Annotated in this window: 15 protein-coding genes and 2 pseudogenes; 9 read left to right on the top strand and 8 right to left on the bottom strand. The window is 61.8% G+C overall.

What is annotated here, in order from left to right:
- The 3 genes and pseudogenes from H3221_RS23945 to H3221_RS23935 form a co-directional block, all read left to right on the top strand.
- Positions 1-267: pseudogene (locus H3221_RS23945) on the top strand (DNA polymerase Y family protein); the annotation flags it as partial.
- Positions 264-3332, top strand: coding sequence for an error-prone DNA polymerase (locus tag H3221_RS23940; protein WP_196476101.1), 3069 nt, complete (start codon positions 264-266; stop codon positions 3330-3332). The pseudogene H3221_RS23945 and the gene H3221_RS23940, both read left to right, overlap by 4 nt.
- Positions 3333-3677: 345 nt before the next feature.
- Positions 3678-4931 carry an OprD family porin gene (locus H3221_RS23935; RefSeq protein ID WP_196476102.1) on the top strand — a complete coding sequence of 418 codons (1254 nt, stop codon included), beginning with the start codon at positions 3678-3680 and terminating at the stop codon, positions 4929-4931.
- A 33-nt stretch (positions 4932-4964) separates the two neighbouring features.
- Here the strand turns inward: H3221_RS23935 and pdxR are convergent, their stop codons facing one another.
- Entirely contained in the window at positions 4965-6464 is a 1500-nt protein-coding gene (pdxR, locus tag H3221_RS23930) for a MocR-like pyridoxine biosynthesis transcription factor PdxR (RefSeq protein ID WP_196476103.1), read from the bottom strand.
- Between the two features lie 128 nt (positions 6465-6592).
- Here pdxR and H3221_RS23925 point away from each other — a divergent pair, with 128 nt between their 5' ends.
- Complete coding sequence (locus H3221_RS23925; RefSeq protein WP_196476104.1) at positions 6593-7798, top strand: NAD(P)/FAD-dependent oxidoreductase; 1206 nt, start codon at positions 6593-6595, stop codon at positions 7796-7798.
- A 46-nt stretch (positions 7799-7844) separates the two neighbouring features.
- Here the strand turns inward: H3221_RS23925 and H3221_RS23920 are convergent, their stop codons facing one another.
- The 4 genes from H3221_RS23920 to H3221_RS23905 form a co-directional block, all read right to left on the bottom strand.
- Positions 7845-8708, bottom strand: coding sequence for a helix-turn-helix transcriptional regulator (locus tag H3221_RS23920; protein WP_196476105.1), 864 nt, complete (start codon positions 8706-8708; stop codon positions 7845-7847).
- 206 nt (positions 8709-8914) lie between these two features.
- Entirely contained in the window at positions 8915-9418 is a 504-nt protein-coding gene (locus H3221_RS23915; RefSeq protein WP_196476106.1) for a hypothetical protein, read from the bottom strand.
- A gap of 165 nt (positions 9419-9583) precedes the next feature.
- Positions 9584-10477 (bottom strand): chemotaxis protein CheV, encoded by an 894-nt coding sequence (locus H3221_RS23910; protein ID WP_196476107.1) that lies wholly within the window; start codon positions 10475-10477, stop codon positions 9584-9586.
- 58 nt (positions 10478-10535) lie between these two features.
- Positions 10536-11558: a zinc-dependent alcohol dehydrogenase family protein gene (locus tag H3221_RS23905; protein WP_196448521.1), complete on the bottom strand. Its 1023-nt coding sequence runs from the start codon at positions 11556-11558 to the stop codon at positions 10536-10538.
- A 218-nt stretch (positions 11559-11776) separates the two neighbouring features.
- Here H3221_RS23905 and H3221_RS23900 point away from each other — a divergent pair, with 218 nt between their 5' ends.
- The 4 genes and pseudogenes from H3221_RS23900 (at position 11777) to H3221_RS23885 (ending at position 18710) form a co-directional block, all read left to right on the top strand.
- Positions 11777-12691 (top strand): LysR family transcriptional regulator, encoded by a 915-nt coding sequence (locus H3221_RS23900; RefSeq protein ID WP_100548906.1) that lies wholly within the window; start codon positions 11777-11779, stop codon positions 12689-12691.
- A gap of 186 nt (positions 12692-12877) precedes the next feature.
- Positions 12878-14116 (top strand): multidrug efflux RND transporter periplasmic adaptor subunit MexE, encoded by a 1239-nt coding sequence (mexE, locus tag H3221_RS23895; protein WP_196476108.1) that lies wholly within the window; start codon positions 12878-12880, stop codon positions 14114-14116.
- Between the two features lie 29 nt (positions 14117-14145).
- On the top strand, positions 14146-17325 hold the full coding sequence (locus H3221_RS23890) for an efflux RND transporter permease subunit (protein WP_196476109.1): 3180 nt from the start codon (positions 14146-14148) through the stop codon (positions 17323-17325).
- Positions 17322-18710 (top strand): annotated as a pseudogene (locus H3221_RS23885) (efflux transporter outer membrane subunit). The gene H3221_RS23890 and the pseudogene H3221_RS23885 overlap by 4 nt, the downstream one beginning before the upstream one ends.
- A 68-nt stretch (positions 18711-18778) precedes the next feature.
- On the opposite strand, the gene H3221_RS23880 reads toward H3221_RS23885, so the two are convergent.
- Positions 18779-20578, bottom strand: a complete 1800-nt coding sequence (locus H3221_RS23880; RefSeq protein WP_224490775.1) for a diguanylate cyclase domain-containing protein — start codon at positions 20576-20578, stop codon at positions 18779-18781.
- A gap of 211 nt (positions 20579-20789) precedes the next feature.
- Between H3221_RS23880 and H3221_RS23875 the strand changes: the two genes are divergently transcribed.
- On the top strand, positions 20790-21143 hold the full coding sequence (locus H3221_RS23875) for an MmcQ/YjbR family DNA-binding protein (protein ID WP_192980795.1): 354 nt from the start codon (positions 20790-20792) through the stop codon (positions 21141-21143).
- On the opposite strand, the gene H3221_RS23870 is transcribed toward H3221_RS23875, so the two are convergent.
- Together H3221_RS23870 and H3221_RS23865 are read right to left on the bottom strand one after the other, a co-directional pair.
- A complete protein-coding gene (locus H3221_RS23870; protein ID WP_196476111.1) occupies positions 21129-21851 on the bottom strand; it encodes a DUF1294 domain-containing protein in 723 nt (240 codons plus the stop codon). The two genes, H3221_RS23875 and H3221_RS23870, sit on opposite strands and share 15 nt — an antisense overlap.
- The gene (locus tag H3221_RS23865; RefSeq protein ID WP_192980793.1) at positions 21848-22678 is read right to left on the bottom strand and encodes an undecaprenyl-diphosphate phosphatase; all 831 of its coding nucleotides are present in this window, start codon (positions 22676-22678) and stop codon (positions 21848-21850) included. The genes H3221_RS23870 and H3221_RS23865 overlap by 4 nt, the downstream gene beginning before the upstream one ends.
- Positions 22679-22919 lie beyond the last annotated feature (241 nt).

The raw sequence follows: 22919 nt of genomic DNA, 5'->3' as shown, positions 1-22919 counted from the left end.
AGCATGCCTGGCAACATGAACCGACCCCCCCCCTTGCTGCCTCCCAGCGGTCCGCGCCCCGGCTGGCTGCTGAGCGAGCCCCAGCCGCTGCGTGAGGCCTCGCTGCGCATCCTCTCCGGACCGGAGCGCATCGAGTCCGGCTGGTGGGATGGCGAGGATGTGCGACGCGACTATTACGTGGTGCAAACCCGTGCGGGTCAGCGCGGCTGGGCGTATCGCACAGTCGGTAGTGATGGGCCATTGCTGCTGCACGGCTGGTTCGCATGAGTGATTACGCCGAGCTGCATTGCCTGTCGAACTTCAGCTTCCAGCGCGGCGCGTCCACTGCGCAGGAGTTGTTCGAGCGTGCGGCAAGGCTGAACTACCGTGCCCTGGCAATCACCGATGAATGCAGCCTGGCCGGCATCGTACGCGCCTGGGAAGCCTCGAAGAAAACCGGGGTAAAGCTGATCGTAGGCAGCGAGGTGCTCATTGATAAAGGCCCGAAGCTGGTGCTGCTGGCCGAGAACCTGACGGGCTATCAGGCGCTATGCGGCTTAATCACCCGGGCGCGGCGTAGAGCAGTAAAAGGTACCTATCGGTTGCTGCACGAGGATTTCGTGGCGCCGCTCGATGGCCTGCTGGCCATCTGGCTCAGTGACGGTGATGCCAGCGCCCTGCCCTGGCTTCGCTCGCTATTTCCCAAGCGCCTGTGGCTGGGCGTTGAGTTGCATCGAGGCGCGGACGATACCGCGCGCCTGCAGCGCCTACTCGAGCTGGCAGGCGATCACGACCTGCCGGCCGTGGCCTGTGGTGACGTACATATGCATGCCCGTGGCCGCCGCGCCCTGCAGGATTGCATGACCGCCATCCGTCATCATCTGCCCGTGGCTGAGGCCGGCGCCTATCTGTTTGCCAATGGCGAACGGCATCTGCGCCGAGTTGAGGAGCTGACCGAGCTGTATCCGCCCGAGCTGCTCGCACAGAGCTTGCGTATCGCCGAGCGCTGCAACTTCGATCTCGATCAGCTGGAGTATCACTACCCGCACGAGCTGGTGCCGGCAGGTCATGACGCCACGTCCTGGCTGCGCGTTCTGGTGGAGCGTGGCACTGCCGAACGCTGGCCTGAGGGAGTGCCGGCCAGGGCCCGCGCACAGATCGAACACGAACTGGCACTGATCGCCGAGCTGGAATACGAAAGCTACTTTCTGACCGTGCACGACATCGTCCGCTTCGCCCGCGAGCAACATATTCTTTGCCAGGGTCGGGGATCGGCAGCCAACTCGAGCGTCTGTTTTGCGCTCGGCATCACCGAGCTGGACCCCACGCAAAGCCGGTTGTTGTTCGAGCGTTTTCTCTCTCGCGAGCGTAACGAGCCGCCGGACATCGACGTCGACTTCGAGCACGAACGGCGCGAGGACGTCATCCAGTACGTGTTTCGTCGCTACGGTCGAACGCGGGCGGCGCTCACGGCCGTGGTCAACACCTATCACGGCGCCGGGGCGATACGCGACGTCGCCAAGGCTCTTGGTTTGCCGCCTGATCAGGTCAATGCGCTGGCTGACTGCTGTGGCCGCTGGAGCAGCGGCCCGCCATCGTCCGAGCGCCTGCTGGAGTCGGGGTTCGATCCGCAGAATCCACTGCTCAGGCGCGTGCTGATACTGACTGGCGAGTTGATCGGCTTTCCCCGCCATTTGTCGCAGCACCCGGGTGGTTTCGTCATTTCCGAGCACGCCCTCGATACGTTGGTGCCGGTGGAGAACGCGACGATGGCCGAGCGTACTGTCATCCAGTGGGACAAGGACGATCTGGACAGGGTCGGCCTGCTCAAGGTCGACGTACTGGCTTTGGGTATGCTCAGCGCACTGCGCCGTTGTTTCGGCCTGATCGAGCGCTACCGCGGCACACAGTGGACGCTGGCCACCCTGCCCAAGGAAGACCCGGCCACCTACGCCATGATCAGTCGTGCAGACACCATCGGCGCGTTCCAGATCGAGTCCCGTGCGCAGATGGCGATGCTGCCACGACTGCGCCCGAACACCTTCTACGACCTGGTGATCCAGGTGGCCATCGTCCGTCCGGGGCCGATCCAGGGTGACATGGTGCATCCCTACCTGCGTCGGCGAAACGGCGAAGAACCGATCGACTATCCCTCTGATGAACTCAAGCCGGTCTTCGAGCGCACGCTCGGGGTGCCGCTGTTTCAGGAGCAGGTCATGGAGCTGGCCATCGTCGCTGCCGAGTACACACCCGGCGAGGCGGACGAACTGCGCCGCAGCATGGCCGCCTGGAAACGTCATGGCGGGCTCGAACCGCATCGCCAGCGACTCACCTCGCGCATGCTGGAAAAGGGTTACACGCAGGCATTCACCGAGCGGATCTTCCGCCAGATCGAGGGCTTCGGTAGTTACGGTTTTCCCGAGTCGCACGCGGCCAGCTTCGCCCTGCTTGCCTATGCCAGTTGCTGGCTGAAGTGCCACGAGCCTGCTGCCTATGCCTGCGCGCTGGTCAACAGTTGGCCGATGGGCTTCTACAGCCCGGATCAGGTGCTGCAGGATGCACGGCGGCATGAAGTCGAGGTGCGTCCTGTGGACGTGCGCTACAGCGACTGGGATTGCAGCCTGGAGCCCGATGAACATGGCGAGCCGACCATCCGCCTGGGGCTGAGGATGATTCGTGGCATGCGTGAAGACGATGCGGGCCGTATCGAACAGTCGCGCCAGTGCGGCGCATTCCGTGATGTCGAAGACCTCAGCATACGTGCATGCCTGGATGCATCGGCGCGCGAGCGATTGGCCGATGCAGGCGCGCTCTCCGGCCTAGTTGGCCACCGCTATCAGGCGCGCTGGGCGGTTGCTGGCGTCAAGGAGCAACTGCCTCTGTTCGCTGGCATGTCTGCGCCGAGTGAAGAAGTCCTGAGTCTGTCTGCACCATCGCAAGGAGAAGACCTGCTGACCGACTATGTCACGCTTGGCACCACGCTCGGTCCACACCCTATGGCCCTGCTGCGCCAGGCGTTGCGCGCGATACGCTGCAAGAGCTCGCGGGAGCTACAGGCAGTCGAGCACGGTCGGCCTGTCAGCATTGCCGGTCTGGTGATCGGCCGGCAAAGGCCGCAAACCGCCAGCGGCGTCATTTTCGTCACCCTCGAAGATGAGTACGGCCTGGTCAATGTGGTCGTCTGGCACGACCTGGCCGAGCGGCAGCGACGAGTTCTGGTGCAGTCGCAAATGCTGCGCGTCGATGGCCAGCTGGAGACCGTCGACGGTGTGCGCCACGTGATCGCCGGACGCCTGACGGACATGACGACGCTGCTGACGGGGCTGTATATACGCAGTCGGGATTTTCACTGATCCGCCACTTCAATCGCCGCGCACGTCAGACCAGGAAAGATGAACACAAAAAAAGGCCGCACTGAATCACCAGGCGGCTACAAGTCGTCTTAACCAAAGGAGATGAAGTGGAGCCAGAGCGTCAGCTTTCGGGAGAGATGCAAAAGCCGCCACCCCAGGAATCTTCATCGAGGAGAAGCCTATCCCCGTTCGCCGCCAAGACCTCATCGAAGAAGTCGATAGTGACCATCGACCACCTTCAGTAGTGCCTGCGCCGTCTCGGTGGTATCTATGAGCGGTCCGTCTGGACTGGGCTTTGTCTCGATGCGAGGCCTGACAAGAAAACATACCAACACCGGAGCACTCATGCACAAGAAGCACTGTCTCGCGCTGGCTTGCGGCCTCGCGCTTGGCGGGCAGTTGGCCCATGCCAGCAGCCAGTCTGAAGCCAATGGTTTCGTCGAGGACGCCAGCCTCGATCTGTTGCTGCGCAATGCCTACTTCAACCGTGATTTCAAAGACAACACCAACGACGCCAAGACCTGGGGTCAGGGGTTCATCGCTACCTTCGAGTCCGGTTTTACCCAGGGTACGGTCGGCTTCGGCGTCGATGCTTTCGGCCTGCTCGGGGTCAAGCTCGACAGTGGTCGCGGTCGCAACTATCGCCCCTTCTTCGATACCGACAGCGAAGGTCGCCCAGTGGACGACCTGTCCCAGGCTGGCGGTGCGGTGAAGCTGCGCATCTCCAATACCGTGATCAAGTACGGCAACCAGTTCCCTTCCCTGCCGGTTCTGGCCCATGACGACACTCGTCTGCTGCCACAGTCTTTCACCGGCACGCTGGTCACTAGCAACGAAATTGAAGGCCTGGAACTGAATGCAGGTCGTTTCACTGCTGACAGCCCGATGGGTGACTCGGCACGCGATCCCAACCGACTCAAGAGCATCGACGTGCTCGGTGGCAGTTACGCTGTCAGCGACGATCTGAGCCTGGCGCTCTATCACGCCGACCTCGAGGACATGTACAAACGCTATTACGCCAACGTCAATTACAACATGGTGTTGGCCGCCGAACAGGCGTTGAATTTCGACTTCAACATCTATCGCACCAAGTACGACACCGGTTCCGTGGCAGCCCTGGATTACGGCGGCGATGGCAAAGGTGACCGCAATACCATCTGGAGCCTGGCGGCCAAATACAGCATTGGCGCCCATGCCTTTATCGTCGCTCACCAGCGCAACAGCGGCGATGCCGGATTTGCCAAAGATTATGGCGACGGCGGCGGAACGATCTATGTGGCCAACTCCTACTACTCGGACTTCAATCTGAAGGACGAGCGCTCCTGGCAGGCCAGCTACGAGCTGAACTTCGCCGAGTACGGCGTGCCGGGTCTTCGCTACAAGTTCGCCTACGTACGTGGTGACAACATCGATACCGGTAGCGACAACAACGGTACCGAACGCGAGATCTTCAACCAGATCGGCTACACCTTCCAGAGTGGCGCGGCCAAGGATCTGCACCTGCGCCTGCGCAACTCCATCTACCGCTCCAGCACCGACGTAGGGCCGGATCTCAACGAGATTCGTGCCTTTGTCGAATACCCGCTGAGCATCCTCTGATGGTCGCTGCCCCGGCCAAGGCCGGGGCAGTTCTCAGCCGCGCAGGATTTTCGCAACGGCCCTGGCGGCATCCTCGATGGCGCGTTCCTCATAGGGTGCAAAGCCCATTACCAGTCCCGGCCCTCGCGGATTGACGCAATAACATGACAGCGGTATCGCATCGATACCGGCATCCTGCAGACGGCCAAAAGCATCCTGTTCGGTCTCTACCTGCAAACGACAGGCGATATCCATCCCAGCACGAATTTCCGGCACCTCGATCAGCCCTTGCCAATGCTTGTGCGCGGCTTCGGCGAAGGCGTCGGCACGCGCTGCATAGATCTTGCGCATGCGCCGCACGTGGCGGTCGAAATGCCCCTCATGGATGAAGTCGGCCAGAACGGCCTGCGCCAGGCTGTTGGCATGCCGCGACATCAGTGCCGAAGCACGGGTGAAACTCTCCACAAGATGCTCAGGCAGCACCAGATAGGCCAGGCGAATCGAGGGGAACAGCAGCTTGCTGAAGGTCCCGGCCATGATGACCGAGTGCTCGGCACCCGGCATGGAGCGCAAAGCTGGAATGGGCTTGGCGATGAAACGGTACTCGCTGTCGTAGTCATCCTCGAAGATGTAACTGCCCTGCTCCGCCGCCCATTTCAGCAAGGCCAGGCGGCGTGCAGGCGACAGTTCACCACCCAATGGCGCCTGACGTGAGGGGGTGACATAGGCTAGTCGTGCGCCAGGCGCCAAACGAATGCCCTCTTCCACTCGCATGCCTGCTTGATCCACTGGCACATCCACGCGGTTGATACCGGAGATATCCATCAACTGCCGCGCGCCGGGATAACCCGGATCTTCCATCCAGACCTGAGAGTCGCCCGGTAACAGCAAGCGCAGGCAGATATCCAGGCCTTGTTGCACGCTGCCGAGCACCAGGATGCGTTCCGGTGAAACCTGTACCCCCCGGGCGATGGCCAGATACCCGGCGATGGCCTCGCGCAATGCGGGCAAGCCTGCCGGGTCGGCGTCGAGCAGCATCGTCAGGCGCGAGCTGCGCAACTGCTGCGTGTGCAACTTGCGCCACAGGTCGATGGGAAAGGCGTTGATATCGCCACGGTGAGGAAAGAACGGACGCACGCCGGTTGGCAGCGTTCGCCGAGAGAAGATGGGCTCGATCTCGGACAGACGCCTCAGCCAAGGCGTGTCAGGTGCTGTGCGCTTCACTTCCACCTCGGCCACCACCTTGCGCCGAACGTATCCCGCGTTCAACGTCGGGTCCGGCAATACCTCGCTGACGCGCGTACCACTGCCGGTCCGAGCTTGCAGATAGCCTTCGGAAAGCAACTGCTGATAAGCAGCCTGCACCGTCCCGCGTGCCAGGCCGTAGTACTCGGCCATGGAGCGAGTACTGGGCAGCTTGCTGCCAGCGGGCAGGCGCCCGCCCAGAATCGCGCGGCGCAGCGACTCGTATAGCCATCCCTGCAGGCTGACTCCCTCCTCCGGCGTTCCCAGTGGCAGAAAGACCACTTGTGGTGGGGTTTTATCGAGTGGCATGGGGTCCTCGAAGTGGACTAGTTATTTTTGTAGATACTGGATCAATACCTTGATCCAAAACAACCACACAATCGGTCCCGTAGCCAGCCAACACTTCTTTTTCTTCAACGACTATGGGAATTCACGATATGAAACAGCAGATCCTGATCATCGGTGCCGGCTTCGGCGGAATGTGGAGTGCGCTGAGCGCCGTTCGCCTGCTGGACCAGCACCAGCGCCTGGACGTCGCCGTTACCCTCCTCGCTCCGCAAGCGGAACTGCGCGTACGCCCGCGTTTTTATGAAAGCGACCTGGCCACCACCGTTGCCCCGCTCGGCCCGTTGTTCGATGCAGTTGGCGTGCAGTTCGTCCAGGGCAGCGCTACGCGTATCGATGCCGCAGGCAAGCGAGTGGTCTACCGTGACGTGAGCGGCGCCCAGGCCGAACTGAGTTTCGATCGGTTGATTCTGGCCTCTGGTAGCCAGGTCGCCCGGCCTCCACTGGCCGGTATCGACCGCTTCGCCTTCGATGTCGACAGCCTGGAGTCGGCGCAGAAACTGGAAGTCCATCTGCAGAACCTGCGCGACAAACCGGCCAGCCAGGCCCGTAACACCGTGGTGGTGGTCGGCGGTGGTTTCACCGGTATTGAAACGGCCACGGAAATGCCGGCGCGGCTGCGTGCCATTCTGGGTAAAGAGGCCGATGTGCGGGTGATCGTCGTCGACATGGGCAAACAGGTTGGCAGCGTCATGGACGAGCAGATCGCCTCGGTGATCGCCGAAGCCTGCGACACACTGGGCGTGACCTGGCAGCTCGGCAGCCCGGTGTCGATGGTCGATGAGCATGGCGTCCAGCTCGACAACGGCGAACGTATCGAAGCCAGCACCGTAGTCTGGACCGTCGGGGTTAAAGCCTCACCGCTGACGCAGCAAATCGATGGCGAGCGCGACGCCTTCGGCCGCCTGCACGTCGACCGCAACCTGAGAGTACTCGGCCAGGACGCCATCTACGCCACCGGCGATACCGCCTATGCCGAGGTGGATGATCTTGGCAACCACGCACTGATGACCTGCCAGCACGCCATCGCTCTCGGCCGCTCCTCCGGCAATAACGCTGCAGCCGATCTGTTGGGTGTCGAGCCGATTCCCTACAGCCAACCCAAGTACGTCACCTGCCTGGATCTGGGCGCCTGGGGCGCGGTGTTCACCGAAGGCTGGGAGCGCAAGGTGGTGCTGACCGGCAAGGAAGGCAAAGAGCTGAAAACGCAGATCAACACCCAGTGGATCTACCCGCCGGAGGCCAAGCGCGAGATCGCCCTGGCTGCAGCCGACCCGCTGATCCCGGTCGTCGCCTGACCGGTGAAGAATACCCAGGGCCCGACAGCCCTGGGCTTGGCCAGAGTTAATCGCGGTATATCTGCACCTGCAGCTTCGCCGGCGGGTCCTCCCCTTCAGCCCGTAGCCATTCGCCTGGCGGTTGTCCGACTTGCTGGGCAAAGGTACGCGAGAACGACGCTTGCGATGCGTAACCCACGGCATCGGCGACCACCTTGATTGGCACCCCCTCACGCAGCAGATCCTGCGCTACCTTCATGCGCCAGGCCGTTACATAGGCCATGGGCGTCATGCTCATGACCTCGGAGAACAGCGCTGCGAACTTGGTACGCGACATCTTCGCCAACGCTGCCAAGCGCTCGACGCTCCAGGCCAGCTGAGGTTCCTGGTGAATGCAGATCAGCGCGGGCCCCAGCTGACTGTCTTGCAGCGCATAAAGCAGGCCGCTGGTTATGCGCCCTTCGTTCACCGCGCGGCGTACCAGCAGGACGAACACGTATTCGAACAGCAGGTTCAGCGCCTTGCTCCGGCCAGGTGCCGGCGTCCGGAATTCGTTGACCAGTGAGCCGATCACCGGCCCGAGCTGCTCGAGGGCGCTCAGCGGAAACACCAGGGTTTCCAGAAGCCCCAGTGGGAATGGCTGCTGCCCCGAACGCCCGAACTGGAACGAGGCGCAGATCAGATCGACGCCGCCGGGCTGGTGCGCACGCAGCTTGTAGCAGCAGGTGCTGGGACAGAACAGAACGCTGGGTTCACTGATCGCGATACGAGGCTTGTCGGCGTGCACCATATCCAGTGCACCTCGCTCGATCACGTGGATGAATGCCATGCCTGGTGGCTTGTCCAGCACCAGGGTACCGTCTACCGGGCCGGCGAATAACAGTCGCCCTTGCAGGCTCGTGCGCTCGAAGAACTCGGAAAGAACATCCATATTGGTAACGACCTGATAAAGATTCTCTACGTTGGTGAAGGCTCAACCGGTTAGAGCCCATGGGTTGAACCGTCGTCGATTGATAGACAGTTCAACCCATGAAAATTCCAACGGTCATTCACTAGGACGGAGAATCTTCCGTGATTTACATCACGGTTTTTCACAGGCTCAATCCTGAGATACCCATTCAACAAGGCGCACGCTGATCAGATCAGCCCATAAGAATGACCATTGTCCTCTGACTGGGCCTGCATCTTGGCTCGCTCTTCCATGCGTTGGGCAATTTCCTCTTCGACCGCCTCCTGCTGCTCAGGTGGCAGCGCCTCGATCTCCTCTTCGGTCATGCCTATTTCCTTGAGGATACTGTCGCGCATCTTTTCGGCCGGAGTCATCGCCATATAGGCCTTGAAAGCCTCCAGCGCGGCGTTACCGCCCTCGTCGCCCAGTGGCTTTTCCACCTGCCCTGAACTGACCGATGTCTCGACCTTGCCGTCTGACGCGTTCTGCAGGGCGACGCGCAAACGAGCGAAGCCGTCCTCCGTAGCCTGCCTTGCGCGGAACTCGCGTTCGGACTCGGCGTTCGCCGTACGCGTGGTCTTCTCGACATTGCGCGCCAACTGGGCCAGTTCGCCCTGCTCTTCACTCTGCTTGTTGCGAAATCCCGTGAGGGATATGCCGCCGTAACTGCCAATACCTCCAATCGTGCTCATGCTGTGCTCCTTGACTGAGTTGCAATTGCCAGGCGCACAGATTCAAAGCGCATGCCAGCTTATAGGGCGTACTTAACTAATTGAAATTGTTGAATTTTCTAATCGACTAGAAAGGAGGCGAGGCAACCCCTTGCCGCCTAACGGCAAGGGGTTGCAGGGGCGGACTCAGTGCTGCCCGCTCATTTGCCGGAAGGCATCGAGCAGTGCCTGGCTGAGATCGACCGAGGAGAACTTGGTCAGTACCGCATTGGCGCCGACCGAACGCGCCTTCTCGGTATTCATGGTGCTGTCCAGCGAGGTGTGCAGCAGCACGTAGGTGTCGGCAATATCGGGACTGCGACGGATTTCCTGAACCAGGCTGTAGCCATCCAGTTCAGGCATCTCGATGTCCGAGACCAAAAGCTCGAATGGCATGCCAGCCTGATGGTATTCGTGCAGTTGCTGCAGGGCAGCCTGGGCACTGCGCACTGCCGTGCAATCGAGCCCCAGCTGGCGCAGCACGTTGAGGGTCTGTTGCAGCGCGACTTGCGAATCGTCGACCAGCAACACGCGGCGACCTTGCAGCAGGCGAGCATCCTGGCCGTCGAGCAGGTGCCCGACGGGGGCTTCCTCCAGCGCAGGCGCAATGTCGTGCAGTACCTTCTCGATATCGAGAACCTGCACGATGGCGCCATCGATCTGGGTCACACCCGTAATGAAGGCACGATTACCGGCCCCGGCGGGTGGCGGACGCACGTCACGGGTGGAGCACTGCACGATACGCTCGACACTTTTCACGTGCAGCCCCTGACGCGAGCGGCTCAACTCGGTGACGATCAGGCAACCGTCGTCTTCGTCAGCCGCACCGCGTTCGCCGATGGCGCGAGCCAGATCGATCACCGTCATCGCGGCGCCACGCAAGGTGGCGATGCCGCGCACGTTGGGGTGACGATTGGGCAGCTTGGTCAAGGCTGGACAGGGAATGATCTCGTTGACCTTGAGCAGGTTGATCCCCAGCAGGCGGCCGCTATGCAAACGAAACAACAACAGCGATAGCGCGTCGCCGGTAACCAGACTCATGTACCTATCCTTAGAACGAACGTAGACCTAGGTTATAGCGACCGCAAGGCCACGGACTTTAATCCGTGGCCAGTTTCAGGGCCACCCGCCCGCGGTTCGGGCAGGTTTCCATATAGCGATGCGCTTCGACAAAATCTTCGAAGTCGAACACCTTGTCGATCACCGGCGTCAGGAGGCGGTCCGCAGTCATCTGATTGATGTGCGTGAGCGCGCGTTGCACGGCATCATTGTTCGGCTCGATACCCAGCTCCGGGCACCCAGTGAAATCCAGCACGCAGTGACGGAAGAACTGCAGGTGCTTCTTGAATGCGGCGCAAGCAGGGAAAGCCGTATCGTTACCGCCATTGATGCCGTACAGGATCAGCTTGCCGCGCGGCGCGGCAATATCACCCAGCAGTTTCATCTGCGGACCGGCGCACTGGTCGAGAATCACCTCGACGCCTTTGCCTTCGGTGTAGCGCTCGACCTCCAGGACCAGGTCCTGCTCCTCGGTGGCGATCACCTTGTCGGCTCCCAGACCACGCAGGAACTCGCGATCCTCCGAAGAGCTGGTGGAAACGATGACCTTGGCACCCAACGCCTTGGCCAGTTGCACGGTCTGTGGTGCCATGCAGTGGCTGGCCTCGGTGATCAGCACATGCTGGCCGGGTTTGAGGTGAGCGAGATCGTTCAGCGCCAGGTAGCCGAACAGCAGGCTGGTGTAATGAACACTGGCCTCGACCGGGCTGAGCACGTCAGGATAACGGGTCAGGGCATGGCTGGGCATCAGCACCAGATCACCCCAAGTCGGGTAACGGTTCGGCGTGCTCGCCGGGAAACCTGCAACGGCGGTGCCGACTTCGAAGTCGCTCACGCCCTCGCCAAGCGCCGCAACGGTGCCGGCCAGTTCGAAACCGGTACCGGCCGGAAGCTTGGCCTGCTCGGCCGCCAGATTCTGACGCCACAGCACGTCCTTCCAGCCCAGGCCGACGGCCTGAACGCGCACCAAGACTTCGCCAGGGCCGGGCACAGGGGTCGGAACCTCTTCGTACTGGAGCACATCGGCATCGCCGAACTTATGAAAACGGATCATGCGGGACATCGCTTACCTCGAGCTTGATCGCGGATTAACACTTCAATGACTGTGGACTCTATCCGCTGTGCGGCGGCGACACTATCAGACTCTATCGATAGTCTTCATGCCTGTCAGTGATTCAGCGACTTTCAATCCGCTACACACTGCCCGTACTATTGCCCGGGCAAAGGCTCTCATTTGCAGCGCCGTGCTGACAAGGCCCGTATCCCTCGAATGGTACCCGGATGAACCGCAACGACCTGCGCCGCCTCGATCTGAACCTGTTGATTGTCTTCGAGACCCTGATGCACGAGCGTAGTGTGACGCGAGCCGCGGAGAAGCTGTTTCTCGGCCAGCCCGCCATCAGTGCGGCGCTTGCTCGCCTGCGTACCCTGTTCGATGACCCCCTGTTCGTGCGTACTGGTCGCAGCATGGAACCGACACCGCGCGCGCAGGAGATTTTCGCCCTGCTCTCGCCGGCGCTTGACTCGATCTCCACCGCTGTCAGCCGCGCCGCCGATTTCGATCCCGCGACCAGCAAAGCTATATTTCGCATCGGCCTCTCCGACGACGTCGAGTTCGCCCTGCTGCCAGCTATGCTCCGACGCCTGCGCGCAGAAGCGCCGGGCGTGGTGCTGGTGATTCGCCGCACCAACTATCTGATGATGCCCGGCCTGCTGGCATCTGGTGAGATTTCGGTGGGCGTGGCCTACACTGAAGAGCTGCCGGCCAACGCCAAGCGCAAGGTGCTGCGTCGCACAAAGGCCAAGCTGCTGCGCGCCGACACCGTACCCGGCGCGCTCAGCCTTGACGATTTCTGCGCACGTCCCCATGCGCTGGTGTCCTTCGCCGGGGACCTCACCGGTTTTATCGATGACGAACTGGCCAAGCTTGGACGCGAGCGCCACATCGTATTGGCCGTTCCGCAGTTCAACGGCCTGGCGACTCTGCTGGCAGAAACCGATATCGTCGCCAGCGTGCCGGACTACACTGCAGCCGCCTTGACCGCAGCCGGCGGCCTGCGCGCCGAGGATCTGCCGCTAGAGGCGCAAACCTACGAACTGCATATGGCTTGGCGTGGCGCCCAGGACAACGACCCGGCCGAGCGCTGGCTGCGCTCGCGCATCCAGATGTTCTGCGGCGACCCAGACAGCCTCTGACAAACATCCGGAAACGCACCATCCAAGTGCCGCCAGGAACATTGGCGCACCTTCGTAGATCAAAATTGATATAAGTGCATCGTTTATCATTCCCGATGATATTCAAATTCATGGCATTCGATTCGTAGCCCTTCAAGACTCGTCGCAGACTCCGCCAATCCACAAATCCGACTGGCGGAGTCACCCATGGAACAGCAGCACAAGAACATCTGGATATTCCCCCTGGCCCTCGCCGGCGTACTCGCACTCAGCGGGTGCGAACAGGCTGCGCAAACTCAGGCGCAAATGCCCGCTCCCAAGGTCAGCGTCGCCGAAGTCATCGAACAGCCGATCAACGAGTGGGACGAGTTCACCGGGCGTCTCGAAGCGCCGCAGTCCGTCGAAATCCGCCCGCGCGTTTCCGGTTACATAGACAAGGTCGCTTTCGACGAAGGCACCCTGGTGAAAAAAGGCGATCTGCTGTTCCAGATCGACCCGCGTCCGTTCCAAGCGGAAGTCAAACGCCTCGAAGCCCAGCTGCAACAGGCCCGCGCCGGCCAGGCCCGTGCCGCCAACGAAGCACGCCGCGGTGAGCGTCTGCGTCAAAGCAACGCCATCTCCGCCGAACTGGCCGATGCTCGTGCCAGCGCCGCCACCGAAGCTCAGGCTCAGGTCGCTGCAATCGCCGCCGAGTTGGAAAACGCCCGCCTCAACCTGAGCTTCACCCGCATCACCGCGCCCATCGACGGCCGCGTCAGCCGCGCCGAAATCACCGAAGGCAACCTGGTCGGTGCCGGCGAGAGCCTGCTGACCTCGGTGGTCTCCACCGACAAGGTCTACGCCTACTTCGATGCCGATGAACGCGCCTTCCTCAAGTATGTCGAGCTGGCCCGCCAGTCCGGTTCCGACGCTCGTGGCGCCAGCCCGGTGTACCTCGGTCTGTCCGATGAAGCTGACCACCCACACCTGGGCCAACTGGACTTTCTCGACAACCAGGTCAACCCGCGCACCGGCACCATTCGTGGACGCGCCGTGTTCGACAACCAGGATGGCCGCTTCACCCCGGGCCTGTATGCCCGTCTGAAGCTGGTAGGCAGCAAGCCCTACGCCGCCACCCTGATCAAGGACGAAGCCGTCGGCACCGACCTGGGCAAGAAGTACGTGCTGGTGCTGGGTGACGACAACGCCGTGGCCTATCGCTCCATCGAGCTGGGGCCGAAACTTGAAGGTCTGCGCATCGTCCGCAGCGGCCTGAGCAAGGGCGAGAAGATCGTCGTCAACGGCCTGCAGCGCGCCATGCCTGGCTCCACCGTCGATCCGCAACCGGTGTCCATGGCCGATGACAGCACCCTCGAACAACTGGCCCGTATGCGCCAGGCCGTCGATGGTAGCCAGGCCCCGCGCATCGCCGCCGATAAAATCGAAGCTCGCTCGCCGCGCGGCTGATCAAGCTCGCGCGACCAGAGGAAAGACCCATGAATTTCTCGCAATTCTTCATCCAGCGGCCGATCTTCGCCGCGGTGCTGTCGCTGCTGATCCTGATCGGCGGTGCGATCTCGCTGTTCCAGCTGCCGATCAGCGAATACCCGGAAGTGGTGCCGCCCACCGTCGTAGTGCGTGCCGACTTCCCGGGTGCCAACCCCAAGGTGATCGGTGAAACCGTCGCCTCGCCGCTGGAACAGGCCATCGTCGGCGTCGAAGGCATGCTCTATATGTCGTCGCAGTCGACCATCGACGGCCGCCTGACGCTGACCGTGACCTTCGCCCTCGGCACCGACCTGGACAATGCCCAGGTACAGGTGCAGAACCGCGTCACCCGCACCATGCCGACCCTGCCCACCGAGGTGCAGCGTCTCGGTGTGACCGTGGACAAGGCCTCCCCGGACCTGACCATGGTGGTGCACCTGACCTCGCCGGATCAGCGCTACGACATGCTCTACCTGTCCAACTACGCCGCGCTCAACGTCAAGGATGAACTGGCGCGCCTGGACGGTGTCGGTGACGTGCAACTGTTCGGCATGGGTAACTACTCACTGCGCGTGTGGCTCGACCCGAACAAAGTGGCTTCGCGCGGGCTGACTGCCACTGACGTGGTCACCGCCATTCGTGAGCAGAATCGCCAGGTCGCCGCAGGTGCCCTCGGCGCGCCGCCTTCCGATGCCGGCAACAGCTTCCAGCTGTCGATCAACGCCCAGGGCCGCCTGGTCTCCGAGGAAGAGTTCGAGAACATCATCATCCGCGTCGGCGACAACGGCGAGATCACCCGCCTGCGTGACATCGCCCGCGTCGAACTGGGCTCCAACCAGTACGCCCTGCGCTCGTTGTTGAACAACCAGCCGGCGGTCGCCATCCCGGTGTTCCAGCGACCTGGCTCCAACGCCATCGAGATTTCCGACTCGGTGCGCGAGCGCATGGCCGAACTGAAGAAGTCCTTTCCGCAAGGCATGGACTACGAAGTCGTCTATGACCCGACCATTTTCGTCCGCGGCTCCATCGAGGCGGTGGTGCACACCCTGCTCGAAGCCGTTGTGCTGGTGGTGCTGGTGGTGGTGCTGTTCCTGCAGACCTGGCGTGCATCGATCATCCCCCTGGCTGCCGTGCCGGTGTCCTTGATCGGTACCTTCGCGGTCATGCACATGTTCGGTTTCTCGCTCAATGCCCTGTCGCTGTTTGGTCTGGTGCTTGCCATCGGTATCGTGGTGGACGATGCCATCGTCGTGGTGGAGAACGTCGAGCGCAACATCGCCCTGGGCAAATCACCGGTCGAGGCCACCCGCCAGGCCATGAAGGAGGTGACCGGTCCCATTGTCGCCACTGCTCTGGTGCTGTGCGCCGTATTCGTGCCGACGGCCTTCATTTCCGGCCTCTCGGGCCAGTTCTATCAGCAGTTCGCACTGACCATCGCCATTTCCACGGTGATCTCGGCAATCAACTCGCTGACCCTGTCGCCAGCACTCGCGGCCATCCTGCTCAAGGACCATCACGCGCCGAAAGATGCCTTCTCGCGCGGGCTCGACAAGCTGTTCGGTGGGTGGCTGTTCGCTCCGTTCAACCGCATGTTCGAGCGCGCCAGCAACCGCTACGTCGGTACTGTGCGTCGTGTGCTGCGTGGTAGCAGCATTGCCATGCTGGTCTACGGTGGCTTGCTGGTGCTCGGCTATCTGGGCTTCTCCAGCACTCCGACCGGCTTCGTGCCGCAGCAGGACAAGCAGTACCTGGTGGCCTTCGCCCAGTTGCCGGACGCCGCGACGCTCGATCGCACCGAAGTGGTGATCAAGCGCATGAGTGAAATCGCCGGTAAACATCCGGGCGTGGAAAACACCGTCGCCTTCCCCGGCCTGTCGATCAATGGCTTTACCAACAGCCCCAACAGCGGCATCGTTTTCGTCACGCTCAAGGACTTCGGTCTGCGCAAGGACGAAAGCATGTCTGCCGGTGCCATTGCCGCTGAGCTCAATGGCCAGTTCGGTGAGATTCAGGAAGCCTACCTCGCCATCTTCCCTCCGCCGCCGGTACAGGGCCTGGGCACCATTGGCGGCTTCCGCCTGCAAGTTCAGGATCGTGGAAACCTGGGCTATGAAGAGCTGTACACGCAGACCCAGAACATCCTCAACAAGGCCCGTCAGTTGCCGGAGCTGAACCCGATGTCGGTGTTCACCAGCTATCAGGTCAACGTGCCGCAGGTCGATGCCGCCATCGACCGCGAAAAGGCCAAGACCCATGGCGTAGCCATCAGCGACATCTTCGATACCCTGCAGGTTTACCTGGGCTCGCTCTACGCCAACGACTTCAACCGTTTCGGCCGCACTTACCAGGTCAACGTCCAGGCCGACCAGCAATTCCGCCTGGAGCCGGAGCAGATCGGTCAGCTCAAGGTGCGTAACAACCGTGGTGAGATGGTGCCACTGTCGACCTTCGTCAAGGTCGATGACAGTTCCGGTCCCGATCGGGTGATGCACTACAACGGTTTTCTCACTGCCGAGATCAACGGTGCTGCAGCGCCAGGTTACAGCTCGGGCCAGGCTGAAGCGGCCATCGCCAAACTGCTCAACGAGGAACTGCCGATCGGCATGACCTTCGAGTGGACCGATCTGACCTACCAGCAGATCCTCGCCGGCAATACCGCGATCTTCATCTTCCCGCTCTGCGTGCTGCTGGCCTTCCTCGTGCTGGCCGCCCAGTACGAAAGCTGGAGCCTGCCAATGGCGGTGATCCTGATCGTACCGATCGTGCTCTTCACCGCCATCACCGGGGTGATCATCGCAGGCCTCGACAACAACATCTTCACCCAGATCGGCCTGATCGTGCTGGTGGGCCTGGCGTGCAAGAACGCCATTCTGATCGTCGAGTTCGCCAAGGAGAAACAGGAAGAGGGGCTCGATCGTGTCGCGGCCGTGCTTGAGGCCTGCCGCCTACGACTGCGTCCGATCCTGATGACCTCGATCGCCTTCATCATGGCCGTGGTGCCGCTGGTGCTGTCCAGTGGTGCAGGCGCCGAGATGCGCCATGCCATGGGCGTGGCGGTGTTCTCCGGGATGATCGGCGTTACCTTCTTCGGTCTGCTGCTGACGCCGGTGTTCTATGTCCTGATCCGCGGCTTCGTCGAAAAACGCGAAGCCCGCAAAGCCGCCCGTCTGCAGGAGTCGCATGCATGAAAGCCCTTGCCCCCACTCTCCTGATCCTTGCGCTGTCGGCCTGCGCCGTCGGCACGGATTATCGAGCGCCCGTGACCGACCCAGCGCGCATTGCCGCGCTGGAAGCGGCCGATTACGACCGCAGCCGCTTCGAAGCCGCCTGGTGGCAGCAGTTCGACGACCCGACGCTGAACCAGCTGGTGCAGCGTTCGCTGCAGGACAACCGCGAGCTGCGCGTGGCATTCAACCGCCTGCGTGCAGCATGAGCGATCCGCGATGACGTGGCCAACGACCGCTTCCCAACCGTCACCAGCCGCGCCAGCGGCGAGTTCGGCAAGGCCCAGCAGCCGCCGGTCAGCGAGGAACGCATCCGTCAGGAACGCTACGACCTGGGCCTGGACATGGCCTGGGAAGTGGACCTGTTCGGCCGTATCCAGCGCCAATTGGAAGCCAGTGAAGCGCGCATCGAAGTGGCTGAAGCTGATTACTACCAGTTGCAGGTCAGCCTGATCGCCGAACTGGTCGACGCCTACGGAACCCTGCGTGGCGCACAACTGCGCGAAAGCATCGCCCGCGAGAACCTGAAGAATCAGCAGGATTCGCGTGCCATCACCGAGCAGTTGCGCGATGCCGGTGTTGGCAACGAGCTGGACGTACTGCGCGCCGATGCACGCCTGGCCGCCACCGAAGCCAGCCTGCCGCAACTGCAGGCGCAACAGGTGCGTGCACAGAATCGCATCGCTACCCTGCTTGGCCAGCGCCCGGAGCAGTTGCAGATCGACCTGTCGCCCAAGCCCCTGCCGGTGATCGCCAAAGCCTTGCCCATCGGCAACCCGGCCGAACTGCTACGCCGTCGTCCGGATATCCAGGCGGCTGAGCGGCAGTTGGCGGCGGCCACCGCCGAGGTCGGCGTGGCGACGGCGGATCTGTTTCCGCGGGTCAGCCTCTCCGGCTTTCTCGGCTTTACCGCCGGACGTGGCTCGCAGCTGGGTTCGTCAGCTGCTCGCGCCTGGGGTGTAGCGCCGAGCATCAGCTGGGCGGCCTTCGATCTCGGTAGTGTGCGGGCGCGCCTGCGCGGCGCCGAAGCCGAGGCCGATGGCGCGCTGTCGCAGTACGAGCAGCAGGTGTTGCTGGCGTTGGAAGAATCGGAAAACGCCTTCAGCGACTACGCCAAACGTCAGCAGCGCCTGGTTTCCCTGGTGCGCCAGGCCGAAGCCAGTCGTGCTGCAGCCGATCAGGCCGCGATTCGCTATCGCGAAGGCACGGTGGATTTCCTCGTGCTGCTGGACGCCGAACGTGAGCGCCTGGCCGCCGAAGATGCCCAGGCCTCGGCGGAGGTCGAGCTGTACAGCGGTATCGTCGCGATCTACAAGGCGCTCGGTGGCGGTTGGCAGCCACAGGCCTGAAGCTACTCTCCCCGGCCGGCGCCATGCCGACCCTCCTCAGCCCCAGGGTTCGATGCTCTGGGGCTTTTTTATGAGTCACTCGCTACCCGGTTACGGCCCTGCGCCTTGGCCCGATACAACGCGGCATCGGCCCGTTGCAGGAGGCTTTGTGGCGGGCTTGCGGCATCGCTTCGCATCGAGGCGACGCCGATACTGATGCTGATATGGTCCAACGGCGAGTGTTCGTGCGGCAGCTCCAATGCCGCCACGGCTTCTACCAGCTTCTCTGCCATGCTTTGCGCGCCATCGAGGCCGGTAGACGGTGCCAGAAAGACGAATTCCTCACCCCCATAGCGCGCCACCAGGTCGGTGGAGCGATTGATGGTCGCAGCCAGGGTATGTGCAATCTGCTGCAGGCAGCTGTCGCCAGCCAGATGGCCGTAGTGGTCGTTATAGGCCTTGAACCAGTCGACATCCACCAGGGGCAACGCCAGAGGGTAGCCAGCACGCTGGGCATGCTGCCATTCCTTGATCAAGACCTCGTCGAAATGTCGACGGTTGGCGATACCGGTCAAGGCATCGGTCAGGCTCAGTGTCTGCAGGCGGCTGTTGAGCACTCGCAGCTCTTCGGTACGCTCTGTGACGCGGTGCTCCAGCTCACGCTCCGAACGTTGCAGGGTTTCGACCAGTTGCTCCTGAGTTTGCAAAAGTCGTGCTTGCGCCCGGAGCTTTTCCTGGCGCATGACGTTGATACGGTCGGCCAGGGCGAAGGCCAGTAGCAGCATCTCCAGCGATGAGCCGATCTGCAGGCCATCCACGGTAAAGGCATTGGTCGGTAAGATGCCCATGGCACGCAGGGTGGTGGTTGCGCCCCCCAGAATCAGCAGGCCAAAGGCGGCCAGGAAGAAGTAGGCGCTGCGCTGACGCTTGAGGGCGCAGGCCAAGGCCACGCCCATCATCACGAAAGCCGTCAGCAGATTGATCACGATGGCTATGCGCGATACCTGCGCCAGGGCGGCGGCGTAGATCAGCGGGGAAATCAGATACAACGCTACCAACGCCAGCAACCAGCGGTCGACCCGCGGCAGAAGACGTGCGGTCTGCAACATGCTGCGCATGAACAGCAGCATGCTGCTCAGCGCCAATGATGCGCCCGAGTAATAGGCCTCGTTGGAGTTTAGCGGCAGGCCGAACAGCGTCCAGTCTGGCGCCATACCGTTCTTTATGGTCAGGGCGCAGACGGCGCACAGCACGAAGGTCACGTAGAGCAGGTAAATACGCTCACGCAGGGCGATGAACAGCATCAGGTTGAACAGGATCATCGCGACGGCGATGCCCATGTAGCCGGCGCGCGCCATGTAGTCCTCACGCGCATAGGCCTGAAAACCTTCGACGGTCCAGAGCTGCAGCGGCACCAACAGACCGATGCTCGACTCGACCCGAAGGTAGATCTCCTGCTGCGAGTTCGCGGCCAGTTGCAGCGCGAAGACGAAGTTGCGGTTGTCGTAGGCCTTGGCAGTCTGCGGTCGGTCAGCACCAGTGCGCCAGACACGATAGCCGCCCTGCCCGTCCGGCACGTAGGCGTCGACCTGGGAAATGCGCGGGTTGTCCACCACCAGCAAACGGGTCAGTGCCTGGTTGCTGCTGTTGCCGATGGCCAGGCGGAACCAGTAGGCCGAACGAGTGAAACCCAAAGCAAACGACGCGCTTGCGATGCGCTCATGATGGAAGCGCTCGGCCATTTCGGCCGAGCGAGCGGTCTCGATCGTCAGTGTACGAGTAGAATCCTCCAGGAGCCCTACCCATGTCGTCAGTGACAAAGGCTCCTCTTTCAGCTGTGCGCTATCGAGTACACGATCTTCTGCCCACGCGCCAAGCGAGCAGATCATCGAACTCAACAACAACCAGCGGATTAACCGAAGACGATGTCGGCGATTCATGAGCACATTTCGAGGGCAGCGCGGACCGAGATCTGGTCAGCGCATGATCAGAGACCTTAAGGCTTCAACACAAGCTTAATAGATGCCAAAAAGCCAGGAACCTTTAATGGCCAGCCCAAGCTGTCACCCTGGACACTCAAAACAGGCAAGGAGACCCACTATGACGCCGGATCAGATCGCCGCCTTCTGCCTCGCCTTGCCCGGCGCCCGCGAAGACCTCAAATGGGGTAGCAACCGGGTGTTTTCGGTGGCGGGCAACAAGATGTTCGCCATTCTCGATTTTCTTGGCGAGGACCTGGCCTTCAAGGTCGATAACGACCTGTTTCTCGGTCATGTAGACCGACCTGGCATCCGCCCTGCCCCATACCTGGCTCGTGCCTACTGGATCAGCATGAACGCTCACCGGCCGCCGCTGGGCGACGATGAGCTGCGCCAACTATTGACTCGCTCGCATCAACTGGTGGTGCGCCGCCTGCCCAAGCGCCTGCAACCTGGCCTGCTACTGGACGAATAAGGGTATGTGGCGGGCGACGTAGATGCCGTCGAGCAACAGCAGATCGATCCAGAACAGCTGATGAACTGCGACGATCAGCCAGAAAACGGCCTGATAGGACGCCTTGCGCGTCTTGTGCCGGAACATCTGCTGAGCGATCAGCGCACCTGGCCAGCCACCCGCCAGCTCGACCAGATGCAGCGTATTTTCCGCTGTGCGTCGGTCACCCGTCTGGGCACTGCGTTTATCCAGCCAGTACTGCAGGAAACTCAGCAGGCTGGCCAGCAGATAGAGCGGTAATACCCACCACCCCCCCTTGCCGAACAGAGTTACGGCGCCGAGCAATGGCAGGACGCAGAGCAACGCGAGCACCACAGCCTTGCTGGAGAAGTTGTGGATGGAGCCTTGAGTGGATGACCGCAGTGCGGGTTTGGCAGCAGCCTTGCGTGCTGCAGGAACAGCCTTGCCGGGGGTTTTCGGTTTGCGCCGGATCGCCTGGTGATCGAGGCTGAGCTCGCCAGCCAGGCGCAAATGCTCGGCGCGTGGCCGCCCTCGCTCGTCACGTCCTTCGATGAACAGCACCTCGTCGCCCGGCAGCGGGCGGCGATCACCGCGCATCACTGAGATGTGCGCAAAGACATCAGCGCCACCATTGAGCGGCTGGATGAAACCAAAACCCTTGGCATCATCCCAGCTTTTCAGGCGCCCCTTGCGCTCGTTACCCATCACGGCTGCGCCGTGCTCCAGTCGATCAGGTGCAACTGCCAGGTAGCGAGAATCACCAGACCGAAGGCGATGCGGTACCAGGCGAACACCGCGTAGCTGTGGCTGGTGATGAACTTGAGCAGCGCGCGCACGGTGATCATTGCAACGATGAAGGTGCTGATGAAACCGATGGCGAAGATCGGCAAGTCACTCATCTGCAGGATGTCGCGGTACTTGACCAGCGAATAGACCGTAGCGGCGACCATGGTCGGCATGGCCAGGAAGAAGGAGAACTCGGTCGCCGCCTTGCGCGACAAACCGAATACCAGGCCGCCGATGATGGTGGCACCCGAACGGGACGTACCCGGAATCAGCGCCAGACATTGCGCAAAGCCAACCTTCAGCGCCAGCTTCCAGGTCATGTCGTCGACCGTTTCGGCCTTGATCGCGTGTTCGCGCTTCTCTGCCCAGAGCATGATGATGCCGCCAATGATCAACGCCATGGCGACCGTGATCGGATTGAACAACCAATGCTCGATCAGATCGGCGAAGGCCAGGCCGAAAATCACCGCAGGAATGAATGCCAGCAGCAGGTTGAAGGTGAAACGCTGCGCGTTCGGGTCGCTGGGCAAGCCGATTACGACACCGAGCACCTTGGCTCGAAACTCCCAGATAACGGCCAGGATGGCGCCAAGCTGGATGATGATCTTGAACGCCGTCGCCTTCTCGCCATTGAACCCCAGCAAATCACCAACCACGATCAGGTGCCCGGTGCTGGAAATCGGCAAGAACTCGGTCAGGCCTTCCACTATGCCCAGAATCAGGGCCTGAAAGGCCACCCATAAATCCATCAAATCCCCCAAAGCGCGGCAACTACCTACGCGTAAAACTCAGAACGTGGAGCATGGCCCCGGCCCTGGGACACAAAACCGTCATGGAGGTTCCTTGCAACGGTCTAGCCCGGTACTCATTCAGGTTCTGCGCCGGGCTGCCGAAATGCTATCAGACAACTAGAGTGAATAATGCCTCGATGTGACAGTATTGCTCTGCGCCCTTCGAGGCGGCCCTGAAGCCGACAATTACAACAATCAG

It is taken from the genome of Pseudomonas chaetocerotis (assembly GCF_015712105.2).
In the GTDB taxonomy this organism is placed as follows: domain Bacteria; phylum Pseudomonadota; class Gammaproteobacteria; order Pseudomonadales; family Pseudomonadaceae; genus Aquipseudomonas; species Aquipseudomonas chaetocerotis.
The sequence above is the reverse complement of the archived record's forward strand: the minus strand, read 5'-3'. Positions and strand labels throughout refer to the sequence as shown.

Coding starts and splice junctions, on each gene's coding strand:
- H3221_RS23865 (WP_192980793.1), bottom strand. CDS start 22,678: ATGGATTTATGGGTGGCCTTTCAGGCCCTGATTCTGGGCATAGTGGAA.
- H3221_RS23900 (WP_100548906.1), top strand. CDS start 11,777: ATGAACCGCAACGACCTGCGCCGCCTCGATCTGAACCTGTTGATTGTC.
- H3221_RS23880 (WP_224490775.1), bottom strand. CDS start 20,578: ATGATCTGCTCGCTTGGCGCGTGGGCAGAAGATCGTGTACTCGATAGC.
- H3221_RS23915 (WP_196476106.1), bottom strand. CDS start 9,418: ATGAGCACGATTGGAGGTATTGGCAGTTACGGCGGCATATCCCTCACG.
- H3221_RS23925 (WP_196476104.1), top strand. CDS start 6,593: ATGAAACAGCAGATCCTGATCATCGGTGCCGGCTTCGGCGGAATGTGG.
- H3221_RS23910 (WP_196476107.1), bottom strand. CDS start 10,477: ATGAGTCTGGTTACCGGCGACGCGCTATCGCTGTTGTTGTTTCGTTTG.
- H3221_RS23935 (WP_196476102.1), top strand. CDS start 3,678: ATGCACAAGAAGCACTGTCTCGCGCTGGCTTGCGGCCTCGCGCTTGGC.
- H3221_RS23875 (WP_192980795.1), top strand. CDS start 20,790: ATGACGCCGGATCAGATCGCCGCCTTCTGCCTCGCCTTGCCCGGCGCC.
- mexE (WP_196476108.1), top strand. CDS start 12,878: ATGGAACAGCAGCACAAGAACATCTGGATATTCCCCCTGGCCCTCGCC.
- H3221_RS23905 (WP_196448521.1), bottom strand. CDS start 11,558: ATGTCCCGCATGATCCGTTTTCATAAGTTCGGCGATGCCGATGTGCTC.
- H3221_RS23890 (WP_196476109.1), top strand. CDS start 14,146: ATGAATTTCTCGCAATTCTTCATCCAGCGGCCGATCTTCGCCGCGGTG.
- H3221_RS23940 (WP_196476101.1), top strand. CDS start 264: ATGAGTGATTACGCCGAGCTGCATTGCCTGTCGAACTTCAGCTTCCAG.
- H3221_RS23920 (WP_196476105.1), bottom strand. CDS start 8,708: ATGGATGTTCTTTCCGAGTTCTTCGAGCGCACGAGCCTGCAAGGGCGA.
- pdxR (WP_196476103.1), bottom strand. CDS start 6,464: ATGCCACTCGATAAAACCCCACCACAAGTGGTCTTTCTGCCACTGGGA.